Source organism: Pseudomonas sp. P65(2024) (assembly GCF_057480955.1).
Genome location: NZ_JBLIYX010000017.1, coordinates 76,252 through 87,986, shown reverse-complemented (window position 1 = coordinate 87,986; position 11,735 = coordinate 76,252). Strand labels below are relative to the sequence as shown.

General features: G+C 66.4%; 9 protein-coding genes. All 9 read left to right on the top strand.

Annotation, left to right across the window (positions count from 1 at the left end; all coding sequences use genetic code 11):
- Positions 1 to 165: 165 nt before the first annotated feature.
- The 9 genes from AC25MA_RS20640 (at position 166) to AC25MA_RS20600 (ending at position 11,686) form a co-directional block, all read left to right on the top strand.
- On the top strand, positions 166 to 1,227 hold the full coding sequence (locus AC25MA_RS20640) for a 3-deoxy-7-phosphoheptulonate synthase (protein WP_028688953.1): 1,062 nt from the start codon (positions 166 to 168) through the stop codon (positions 1,225 to 1,227).
- Between the two features lie 79 nt (positions 1,228 to 1,306).
- Positions 1,307 to 1,588 carry a peptidylprolyl isomerase gene (locus tag AC25MA_RS20635; RefSeq protein WP_028688954.1) on the top strand — a complete coding sequence of 94 codons (282 nt, stop codon included), beginning with the start codon at positions 1,307 to 1,309 and terminating at the stop codon, positions 1,586 to 1,588.
- A gap of 13 nt (positions 1,589 to 1,601) precedes the next feature.
- Positions 1,602 to 3,527 carry an extracellular solute-binding protein gene (locus AC25MA_RS20630; RefSeq protein WP_028688955.1) on the top strand — a complete coding sequence of 642 codons (1,926 nt, stop codon included), beginning with the start codon at positions 1,602 to 1,604 and terminating at the stop codon, positions 3,525 to 3,527.
- The gene (locus AC25MA_RS20625; protein WP_028688956.1) at positions 3,524 to 4,582 is read left to right on the top strand and encodes a microcin C ABC transporter permease YejB; all 1,059 of its coding nucleotides are present in this window, start codon (positions 3,524 to 3,526) and stop codon (positions 4,580 to 4,582) included. The genes AC25MA_RS20630 and AC25MA_RS20625 overlap by 4 nt, the downstream gene beginning before the upstream one ends.
- Positions 4,582 to 5,598 carry an ABC transporter permease gene (locus AC25MA_RS20620; protein WP_486972349.1) on the top strand — a complete coding sequence of 339 codons (1,017 nt, stop codon included), beginning with the start codon at positions 4,582 to 4,584 and terminating at the stop codon, positions 5,596 to 5,598. Before AC25MA_RS20625 ends, AC25MA_RS20620 begins: the two co-directional genes overlap by 1 nt.
- Before the next feature lie 91 nt (positions 5,599 to 5,689).
- A complete protein-coding gene (locus tag AC25MA_RS20615) occupies positions 5,690 to 7,075 on the top strand; it encodes a sigma-54 interaction domain-containing protein (protein ID WP_028688958.1) in 1,386 nt (461 codons plus the stop codon).
- Between the two features lie 264 nt (positions 7,076 to 7,339).
- A complete protein-coding gene (locus tag AC25MA_RS20610) occupies positions 7,340 to 8,731 on the top strand; it encodes a GntP family permease (RefSeq protein WP_088852526.1) in 1,392 nt (463 codons plus the stop codon).
- 11 nt (positions 8,732 to 8,742) lie between these two features.
- The gene (hbdH, locus tag AC25MA_RS20605; protein ID WP_062363155.1) at positions 8,743 to 9,513 is read left to right on the top strand and encodes a 3-hydroxybutyrate dehydrogenase; all 771 of its coding nucleotides are present in this window, start codon (positions 8,743 to 8,745) and stop codon (positions 9,511 to 9,513) included.
- Between the two features lie 223 nt (positions 9,514 to 9,736).
- On the top strand, positions 9,737 to 11,686 hold the full coding sequence (locus AC25MA_RS20600) for an acetoacetate--CoA ligase (protein WP_280063504.1): 1,950 nt from the start codon (positions 9,737 to 9,739) through the stop codon (positions 11,684 to 11,686).
- The last annotated feature ends 49 nt before the right edge of the window (positions 11,687 to 11,735 follow it).

Genomic DNA, 11,735 nt, shown 5'->3' with positions numbered 1-11,735 from the left:
ATGCATGGCGATTTAGCCAGTTCCGTTCGGGCCAGCCTGCCGCCTCCGTTCGGTCGATTTCCGGTGGCAATGCCCCACAGACACCCCATTTGACGATCAGTCGAACACCTCGATAGGGCCGACGACGCGGGCCAGAACCCGCCGTCCGCCCAGGGAAAAAACGCCATGCAAGCCTCGAACCTCGCCCTGCCCCTGACCCAACCGCACGCTGCCAACACCACCGTCAGCCAGCGCCTGCCCAGCCCGCACCTGCTCAAGCAGCAGATGCCGCTGTCCTGCGAACTCACCCAGCAAGTCCACGCTCACCGCCAGGCAATCCGCGCCATCCTCGAAGGCCGCGACGCACGTCTGCTGGTGGTGGTCGGCCCCTGCTCGATCCATGACCCGCGCTCGGCCCTCGAATACGCCGACCGCCTGGCCGCACTCAGCCGTGACGTCGACGACAAGCTGCTGCTGGTGATGCGCGCCTACGTGGAGAAACCGCGCACCACCGTGGGCTGGAAAGGCCTGGCCTACGATCCGCACCTTGATGGCAGCGACGACATGCACGCCGGCATCGCCCTGTCCCGCGGCCTGATGCTGGGCATGCTCGAACGCGGCCTGCCGATCGCCACCGAGCTGCTGCAGCCGATGGCCGCCGGCTACTTCGACGACCTGCTGGGCTGGGCCGCCATCGGCGCGCGCACCACCGAGTCGCAGATCCACCGCGAGATGGTCAGCGGCCTCGAGCTGCCGGTCGGCTTCAAGAACGGCACCGACGGCGGTATCGGCATCGCCTGCGACGCCATGCGCAGCGCCGCCCACCCGCACCGTCACTTCGGCATGGACGTCCAAGGCCACCCGGCGATCATCGAGACCCTGGGCAACCCTGACACCCACCTGGTGCTGCGCGGCGGGCACCAGGGCCCGAACTACGACGCCCAGAGCGTCGCCCTGGCCCGCCAGGGCCTGGCCAAGGCCGGGCTGGCGCCACGGATCATGGTCGACTGCAGCCACGCCAACAGCGGCAAGGACCCGGCTCGCCAGCCGGCGGTGTTCGAGGATGTGCTTGCCCAGCGCCTGGCCGGCGACCGTTCGCTGGTCGGGGTAATGCTCGAAGGGCACCTGTTCGATGGCTGCCAGGCCCTGGGCAAGGGCGCGCTGAAGTACGGCGTGTCGATCACCGACGGCTGCCTGGGCTGGGAGGCGACCGAGGCCTTGCTGCGCGAGGCCGCCGCTCGCCTGTAGGCCTCTATGGCAAGCCTTGCGAGACACGGCACGAACAAGTGCGCTAGGCTTGCCTTTTCGATCCCAAGGAGCAGTACCCATGGCCCGTGCCACCGCCCGCCACATCCTGGTTGCCACCGAAGACAAGTGCAACGAACTCAAAGCACAGATCGAAGGCGGCGCCGACTTCGCCGAAGTCGCCAAGGCCCACTCTACCTGCCCGTCCAGCCGTCAGGGCGGCGACCTGGGTTCGTTCGGCCCGGGCCAGATGGTTCGCGAGTTCGACACCGTGGTCTTCAGCGCGCCGCTGAATGTCGTCCAGGGTCCGGTGAAGACCCAGTTCGGCTACCACCTGCTGGAAGTGACCAGCCGTCAGGACTAAGTCATCGCAGCCGATGACGTACCCTGTGGGAGCGGGTTCACCCGCGAATACGCCGGTCCATGCAACATCGTTGCCTGAGCTGACGCATTCGCGGGTAAACCCGCTCCCACAGTTGTTGTGTGGGTTCATGCTGTTGTGCCTGACTGCCACCTCCCATGCCGCCCCCACCCACGCCCTCACCGTCTACGCCGAAGCCCCGCGCTACCCCGCGAATTTCCACCATTTCGACTACGTCAACCCCGACGCCCCCAAGGGCGGCAGCCTGCGCCGCTCGGCCATCGAGATCGGCCAGTTCGACCATGTCCTGCCCTACATCGACAAAGGCATCGGCGTCAGCCAGGTCGATGGCTGGTTGTACGCACCGCTGGCCGTGCGCTCGCTTGATGAGCCCTACACCGTATACGGCCTTGTCGCCCAGCGCATGGAGCGCGGCCCCGATGACGCCTGGCTGCGCTTCTACCTCGACCCCCGCGCCACCTTCGCCGACGGCAAGCCGGTACGGGCCGAAGACGTACGCTTCAGCTACGAGCTGCTGATGAACCAGGGCAGCCTCAAGTTTCGTACCCAGTTCGCCGATGTCGCCGCGGTCACGGTCGAAGGCCCGCGTCAGGTGCGCTTCGACTTGAAACAGCCCCATGGCCGTACGCTCCCCCTTGAGCTGGCCGGCCTGCCGGTGCTGCCCGAGCACGACTGGCAGCAACGCGACTTCGCCAACGGCGCCGGCTTCGACAAGCCGGTGGGCAGCGGCCCTTACCGCATCAGCAGGATCGACAACGGCCGCAGCATCACCTTCGAGCGCGATGCGACCTGGTGGGCGCGGGATTTGCCGGTCGTCCGCGGGCTGTACAACTTTGACCGCATCGGCGTCGAATTCTTCGGTGACACCGAGGTGGCCCGCCAGGTGCTCAAGGGTGGAGGCTACGACTACAACCGCGAGTATTCCGCCACCGCCTACACCCTCGGCTACAACGGTGCCCCGCTGGATGACGGGCGCCTGCAGCGCGCCCACCTGGCTCCGGCCAAGCCGCAGATCGCCCAGGGCTTCGTGTTCAATCTGGACCAGCCGCAGTTCAAGGACCGCCGCGTGCGCCAGGCCCTGGCCATGCTCTGGGACTTCGAATGGAGCAACCGGCAGATGATGCGCAACATGTACATCCGCCAGCAGAGCCTGTACTCGAACACCCCCCTGGCTGCCCGCGCCCTGCCCGACGCCGAGGAGCTCAAGCTGCTCGAACCGCTGCGCGGCCAGGTGCCGGACCAGGTGTTCAGCCAGGTATTCAACGCACCGGTCACCGATGGCTCCGGCATCATCCGCCAGCAGCAACTGAAGGCCCTGGCCTTGCTGCAGGACGCCGGCTGGCATCCCCAGGGCGATCGACTGGTCAATGCCCAGGGCCAGCCGTTGAGCTTCACCTTCCTCAATGGCCAGTCGGGGATGGAACGCCTGCTGCTGCCGTGGAAGCGCAACCTGGCGCAGATCGGCGTCGAACTGAACATCCGCAACGTCGACTCTGCCCAGTACGTCAACCGGCTGATGGCCCGCGACTACGACATGATCGTCACCGGCTACCCGGTGACCCTGTCGCCGGGCAGCGAGCAGTACAACTACTTCGGTTCCGCCGCAGCCAATGATCCGGGCTCGAACAACCTGATGGTGCTCAAGGACCCGGCGGTGGACCGCCTGCTCGACGGCCTGGTACGCGCCACCAGCCAGGCCGACATGCAGCGCCACGCCCGCGCCCTGGACCGGGTGCTGCAATGGAACTACTACTGGATTCCCAACTACTACCCGCCGGGCAGCTCGACGGTGTGGTGGAACCGCTTCGGCCTGCCCAAGGTACAGCCGGCCTATGACGAAGGCCTGGACACCTGGTGGGAAGTCAGCCCCCGGGCCCTGACCAACCCGCGGATGGCCGAGCGCTTGCGGAGCATGCCATGACCACCTACATCCTGCGCCGCCTGCTGCTGATCATCCCCACCTTGCTGGCCATCCTGCTGGTGAACTTCGCCATCGTCCAGGCCGCGCCCGGCGGGCCGGTGGAACAGGCCGTGGCGCGCCTGCAGGGCATCGGCGGCGGCGCGCCGGGTGCCCGCGTCGAGGCAGTACAGGGCGAGTCCCGCGCCACCCGCGGTCTGGACCCGAAGCTGATCGAGGAGATCAAGCGCCAGTACGGTTTCGACAAGTCCGCGCCCGAACGGCTGTGGCTGATGCTTGGCCAGTATGCACGGCTGGACTTCGGCCAGAGTTTCTTTCGCGGCGCCACGGTCACCGAGCTGATCGTGCAGAAACTGCCGGTGACCCTGTCGCTGGGCTTCTGGGCCACGCTGATCACCTACCTGGTGTCGATCCCGTTGGGCATTCGCAAGGCGGTGCGCCATGGCAGCCGCTTCGACGCCTGGAGCAGCGCGCTGATCGTGATCGGCTACGCCCTGCCCTCGTTCCTGTTCGCCCTGCTGCTGATCGTGCTGTTCGCCGGCGGCACCTCGCTCAACTGGTTCCCGGTGCGCGGCCTGGTGTCGGAGGACTTCGACCAGCTCAGCCTGCTGGGCAAGGTCGCCGACTACTTCTGGCACCTGGTGCTGCCGGTTGGCGCCCTGGTGATCGGCGGTTTCGCCACCCTCACCCTGCTGACCAAGAACGCCTTCCTCGACGAGATCGCCCGCCAGTACGTGGTCACCGCACGGGCCAAGGGCCTGAGCGAGCGCCGGGTGCTGTACGGCCATGTACTGCGCAACGCCATGCTGCTGGTGGTGGCCGGCCTGCCCCAGGCATTGATCACGGTGTTCTTCGCAGGATCGCTGCTGATCGAAGTGATCTTCTCCCTCGACGGCCTCGGGCGCATGAGCTACGAGGCAGCGGTGTCGCGGGACTACCCGGTGGTGTTCGGCACGTTATTCATCTTCACCCTGGCCGGGCTGCTGATCCGCCTGCTGGGCGACCTGTGCTACACGGTGCTCGACCCGCGCATCGACTTCGACGCGAGGGGCCGCTGATGTTCTCGCCCATCGCCCGGCGGCGCCTGCGGCGCTTTCACGACAACCGCCGCGGCTGGATCTCGCTGTGGCTGTTCGCCGGGCTGTTGCTGTTGAGCCTGGGCGCGGAACTGGTGGCCAATGACAAGCCCTTGCTGCTGGGCTACCAGGGCGAGCTGTACACCCCGGCGCTCAAGCGCTACACCGAGCAGCAGTTCGGCGGGCAGCTGCCGTTCCAGCCCGACTACCGCAGCCAGTACGTGCGCCAGTTGATCGAGGGCCAGGGCGGCTGGATGCTGTTCGCGCCCATCCCGTTCAGCGCCGATACCCCCAACTACGACCTGCAGGTGCCCACCCCCAGCCCGCCCAGCGCGAGCAACTGGCTGGGCACCGACGACCAGGGCCGCGATGTGCTGGCGCGGGTATTGTATGGCACACGGGTTTCGCTGTTGTTCGCCTTCGCCCTGACCCTGCTCAGCGTGCTGATCGGCGTGACGGCCGGTGCCCTGCAGGGCTACCACGGTGGCTGGGTCGACCTGTTCGGCCAGCGCCTGCTGGAAGTGTGGTCGGGATTGCCGGTGCTGTACCTGCTGATCATCCTGTCAGGATTCGTCGAGCCGGATTTCTGGTGGCTGCTGGGGATCATGGCGCTGTTCTCCTGGCTGACCCTGGTCGATGTGGTGCGCGCCGAGTTCCTCCGTGGGCGCAACCTGGAATACGTCAAGGCCGCTCGCGCACTGGGACTGTCAGATACCCAGGTGATGCTGCGGCATATCCTGCCCAACGCCCTCAACGCGACCCTGACCTATGTCCCCTTCATGCTCACCGGGGCGATCACCACCCTCACCGCGCTGGACTTTCTCGGCTTCGGCATGCCCGCCGGCAGCGCTTCGCTGGGCGAGCTGGTGACCCAGGGCAAGCAGCACCTCGAGGCGCCGTGGCTGGGCTTTACCGCGTTCTTTGCCCTGGCGCTGATCCTGTCGTTGCTGGTATTTATCGGCGATGCGCTGCGCGAGGCGTTCGATCCCCGCTCATAGCCTTACCTCGGTCACTGCAGGAGCGGCCCTATCGCGACACAAGGCCGCTCTACAGGGGCGCACGACACTTGTCTCAACGGATACGTCTTCCATGCACGACAACCTCAAGGACTACCCCCAGGTCCGCCAACTGGCCATCCGCTCGCTGTTCGAGATCATCGAGCAATCCAGCGAAGGCACGGTGATCGTCGACCGCCAGGCGCGCATCGTCTGGATGAACGAGCGCTATGCCCGACGGTTCGGCCTGCAGGACGCCGCCAGCGCCATCGGCCAGCCCTGCGAGGCGGTAATCCCCGGCAGCCTGATGCGCGAGGTGGTGAGCAACGGAAAGCCGATCCTGCTGGACATGCTCGACACGCCGAACGAGCCGCTGGTGGTGATGCGCCTGCCGATCCACGACGACCAGGGCGCGCTGATCGGCGCCATTGGCTTTGCCCTGTTCGACGAGCTACGCAGCCTGTCGCCCTTGCTCAAGCGCTATGCCAGCATGCAGCAGGAACTGGCCTCGACCCGCTCGCAACTGCGTGCGCGCCAGGCCCGCTACAGCTTCGCCCAGTTCGTCGGCAGCAGCCCGGCCTGCCTTGAAGCAAAGCGCCGCGCCCGCCGCGGCGCGACCAGCGACTCACCGGTGCTGCTACTCGGCGAGACCGGCACCGGCAAGGAACTGCTGGCCCACGCCATCCACGCCGCCTCGGCGCGCGCGCACAAGGCGTTCGTCAGCATCAACAGCGCGGCGATCCCCGAAGCGTTGCTGGAGGCCGAGTTCTTCGGCACCGCACCCGGGGCCTTCACCGGCGCCGACCGCAAGGGCCGCAGCGGCAAGCTGCAACTGGCCGAAGGCGGCACGCTGTTCCTCGACGAGATCGGCGACATGCCCCTGGCCCTGCAGAGCAAGCTGTTGCGCGTGCTGCAGGAGAAGGAATACGAGCCTGTGGGCAGCAACCAGATGCTGCGCAGCGATGTGCGGATCATCGCCGCCACCTCCATCGACCTGCAGGCGGCGATGGCCCGGGGAGCGTTTCGTACCGACCTGTACTACCGGTTGAATGTGCTGCCGGTGCAGGTGCCGCCGCTGCGCGAACGCCTGGAGGACCTGCCGGCGCTGTGCGAGGCGATTCTTGCCGAATTGGGCAGCCAGTATGAGCTGGAGGCCGAGGCCCAGGCACTGTTGGGGCGCCATGCCTGGCCGGGGAATATCCGAGAGCTGCGTAATGTGCTGGAACGGGCGACCCTGCTGGCCGACCAGCCACGGCTGGGCGTGCATGATCTGACAAACGCGCTGGGACCATTGAGCCCGGTGGCCGAGACGGCACCGCAGTTGGGGTACCGGGAGGCCTGTGCGCAGTTTGAACGCGGGCTGATTGTGCGGGCCTTGGGGCGCACTGGCGGGAATGTGCCGGAGGCAGCGCAGGCATTGGGGCTGGGACGGTCGACCTTGTACAAAAAGATGGTTGCGCTGGATATCGAGTCTCAATAAGGAGATATGTATCTCTTTATTGAGACCAGCGCGATGGTTGCGCCCGCGGCCGCCGACAAGGCGCCTGCCACATGGCGTACCGCAATCCACTGTGGGAGCCGGCTTGCCGGCGATGGGCCGCAACGCGGCCCCACTTTCTCAAATTCGAGACATCGATCTTTATAAATTCAAGATAATTCAATAATTTCAATGACTTAACAAGTTGGCACAATTCCCGCTACTGGTATTCCAACCATAAAAACAACAGTTGGAGATCCCCTTAGGATGACCGTGCTCATCGCCCTCGCTGCCCTGGCCCTGCTGATGCTCGCCGCCTACCGCGGCTACAGCGTGATCCTCTTCGCCCCCATCGCCGCCCTTGGCGCCGTGCTACTCACCGACCCCGCCGCCGTGGCCCCGGCCTTCACCGGGGTGTTCATGGAGAAGATGGTCGGCTTCATCAAGCTCTATTTCCCGGTATTCCTGCTCGGCGCCGTGTTCGGCAAGCTGATCGAGCTGTCGGGCTTCTCACGCTCGATCGTCGCCGCCGCCATTCGCCTGCTCGGCACCCGTCAGGCCATGCTGGTGATCGTGCTGGTCTGCGCCCTGCTTACCTACGGCGGCGTGTCGCTGTTCGTGGTGGTGTTCGCGGTGTACCCGTTCGCCGCCGAGATGTTCCGCCAGAGCGACATTCCCAAGCGGCTGATCCCGGCGACCATCGCCCTGGGCGCGTTCTCCTTCACCATGGACGCCCTGCCCGGCACCCCGCAAATCCAGAACATCATCCCCAGCACCTTCTTCAACACCACCGCCTGGGCCGCGCCCTGGCTGGGGCTGATCGGCACGCTGTTCGTGTTCTGCGCCGGCATGCTCTACCTGCAACGCCAGCGTAACAAGGCCCAGCGCAAGGGCGAAGGCTACGGCAGCAACCTGCGCAACGAGCCGGAAACCGCCGACGACATCGCCCTGCCCAACCCGTGGCTGGCCCTGGCGCCGCTGCTGCTGGTGGGGGTGATGAACCTGCTGTTCACCCACTGGATCCCGCAGTGGTACGGGGCCAGCCACACCCTGCAGTTGCCGGGCATGGCCACGCCAGTGCAGAGCGACGTGGCCAAGCTCACGGCGATCTGGGCGGTGCAGGCGGCCCTGCTGGTGGGCATCCTGATGGTGCTGGTGTGCGCCTTCGGCACCATTCGCCAGCGCCTGGCCGAAGGCACCAAGAGCGCCGTGAGCGGCGCCCTGCTGGCGGCGATGAACACCGCCTCGGAATACGGTTTCGGCGCAGTGATCGCCTCGCTGCCGGGCTTCCTGGTCTTGGCCGACGCCCTGCGCGGTATCCCCAACCCGCTGGTCAACGAGGCCATCACCGTCACCCTGCTGGCCGGCATCACCGGCTCCGCCTCCGGCGGCATGAGCATCGCCCTGGCGGCCATGAGCGACAGCTTCATCGCCGCCGCCAACGCGGCGAACATCCCGCTGGAGGTGTTGCACCGGGTCGCCGCCATGGCCAGCGGCGGCATGGACACCCTGCCGCACAACGGCGCGGTGATCACCCTGCTGGCGGTGACCGGGCTGACCCACCGCGAGGCCTACAAGGACATTTTCGGTATTACCCTGATCAAGACCCTGGCCGTATTCGTGGTCATCGCCACGTTCTACGCCACCGGCATCGTATGAAGGAGAACGGCATGACGCTCAAAGGCAAGACCGCACTGGTCACCGGTTCCACCAGCGGCATCGGTTTGGGGATAGCCCAGGTGCTGGCCGAGGCCGGTGCCAATATCCTGCTCAACGGCTTTGGCGACCCGGCGGCCGCCATTGCCGAGATCAGGCAGCACGGGGTCAAGGTGGTCCATCACCCCGCCGACCTGTCCGACGTGGCGCAGATCGAGCAGATGTTCGCCCTGGCCGAACGCGAGTTCGGCGCGGTCGACATCCTCGTCAACAACGCCGGCATCCAGCACGTGGCGCCGGTCGAGCAGTTTCCGGTGGAGGCCTGGGACAAGATCATCGCCTTGAACCTGTCGGCGGTGTTCCACGGCAGCCGCCTGGTCCTGCCGGGCATGCGCGCGCGGGGCTGGGGGCGGATCGTCAACATCGCCTCGGTGCACGGCCTGGTGGGCTCCACCGGCAAGGCCGCCTACGTCGCCGCGAAGCACGGCGTGGTCGGCCTGACCAAGGTCATCGGCCTGGAGACCGCCACCAGCAACGTCACCTGCAATGCCATCTGCCCGGGCTGGGTGCTGACCCCGCTGGTGCAGAAGCAGATCGACGACCGCGCCGCCAATGGGGGCGACGCGCAGCAGGCGCAGCACGACCTGCTGGCCGAGAAGCAGCCCTCGCTGGCCTTCGTCACGCCCCGGCATCTCGGCGAGCTGGTGTTGTTCCTGTGCGGCGAGGCCGGTAGCCAGGTGCGTGGCGCCGCCTGGAACGTCGATGGCGGCTGGCTGGCCCAGTAAGCGGCTAAAGTGGAGTAAGGACGACCTGACGCCGAATGATCAGGGATACACGTTTTTTGTAGGAGCGGCCTTGCGTCGCGAAAGGGCTGCGTAGCAGCCCCGCCGATTGGTGCGTCAACGCTGAAACCCTGGGGCCGCTGCGCGGCCCTTTCGCGACGCAAGGCCGCTCCAGGGATTGCGCTTGCCTGTTATCAGACCAGTAGCCATTACCGAGGGTCCCGGCATGAACGACGTCCTCTGGCGCCCCTCCACCACCCGCATCGAAGCGAGCCGGATGGAAGCCTTCCGCCGCCGGGTCAACCGGCGCTTCAACCTCCAGCTCGACAGCTACGCCGCCCTGCACCGCTGGAGCATCGAACAGCGCCCACAGTTCTGGCAGGCCCTGGCCGAGTACTTCCATGTGCGCTGGCACACGCCACCGGCAAGCATCCTCGAGGAAGGCGAGCACATGACCGAGGCCCGCTGGTTCCGCGGCGCCACCCTGAATGTCGCCGAGCACCTGCTGCTACGCCGCGACGACCGCCCGGCCGTGGTGGCCCTGCGCGAGGACGGCGCCCGCCACAGCCTCACCCACAATCAACTGGCCGCCCAGGTCGCCGGGCTGCAACAGGCCTTCAGGCACGCCGGCATCCAGCCCGGCGACCGTATCGCCGCAGTGATGCCCAACACCTGGGAAACCCTGGTGGCCATGCTCGCCGCCACCAGCCTTGGCGCGGTCTGGTCGAGCTGTTCGCCGGAGTTCGGCACCCACGGCATCATCGACCGTTTCGGGCAGATCGCGCCCAGGCTGCTGGTGGCCTGCGCCGGTTACCAGTACGCCGGAAAGACCATCGACCAGGTGGAGAAGATCAACCAGGTCGCGTTCCAACTCCCCAGTGTCGAGCGGTTGCTGGTAGTGCCCCACACCCGACCGCAGACCCGCGCCGATGAGTTCAGCACCCAGCAGACCGTGCTGTGGGATGACTATTTCACCCCGGGCGGCACCCCGGACTTTACCGCCCTGCCCTTCGACCATCCGCTCTATATCCTTTACTCCAGCGGTACCACCGGCGTGCCCAAGTGCATCGTCCACCGTGCCGGTGGCGTGCTGCTGCAACACCTGAAAGAACACGGTCTGCACAACGACCTCAAGGCCGACGACGTGCTGTTCTACTACACCACCTGCGGCTGGATGATGTGGAACTGGCTGGTCAGCGGCCTGGCGGTCGGCGCCACCCTGGTGCTGTACGACGGCTCGCCGTTTCATCCGGGCCCCGAGCGCCTGATCGACCTGATCGACGCCGAAGGGATCCATGCCTTCGGCACCAGCGCCAAGTACCTTGCCGCACTGGAACAGGCGAGCGTCGAACCGGCAAGCTCCCACCGCCTCGACAGCCTGCGGCTGATCCTCTCCACCGGATCGCCCCTGTCACCACACAGCTACGACTATGTATACGCCAAGGTGAAGCCCGACGTGTGCCTGGCGTCCATGTCCGGTGGCACCGATATCGTCGCCTGCTTCGTGCTCGGCAACCCGCTGCTGCCGGTGCGCCGCGGCGAAATCGCCGGCAAGGGCCTGGGCATGGCGGTGGACGTGTGGAATGAACAGCGGCAATCGATCACTGGCGAGAAAGGCGAGCTGGTCTGTACCCAGCCCTTTCCTTCGATGCCGCTGGGGTTCTGGGGGGACGACGATGGTAGCCGCTACCATGACGCCTATTTCAGCCAGTTCGAGGGTATCTGGTGCCAGGGCGACTATGCCGAGCAGATCCCGGGCGGCGGCCTGGTGATCCACGGCCGCTCCGATGCCGTGCTCAACCCCGGCGGCGTACGCATCGGCACCGCGGAGATCTATCGCCAGGTGGAAAAGGTCGAGGAGGTACTGGAGAGCGTGGCCATCGGCCAGAACTGGCACAACGACGTGCGCGTGGTGCTATTCGTGCGCCTGCGCGACGGCCTGCAACTGGACGACGCCCTGCGCCAGCGCATCCGCCTGGTGATCCGCCAGTACACCACGCCGCGCCATGTGCCGGCGGTGATCGCCCAGGTCGACGATATCCCGCGCACCCTCAGCGGCAAACTGGTGGAGCTGGCGATCCGCAACGTGGTGCATGGCCTGCCGGTGAAGAACACCGATGCGCTGGCCAACCCCGAGGCGCTGGAGCAGTTCCGCGACAGACCGGAGTTACGCTGATGACGCCATCAGGCATAATGTCGACCTTTTGCCCCCGAAGCACAGGTAA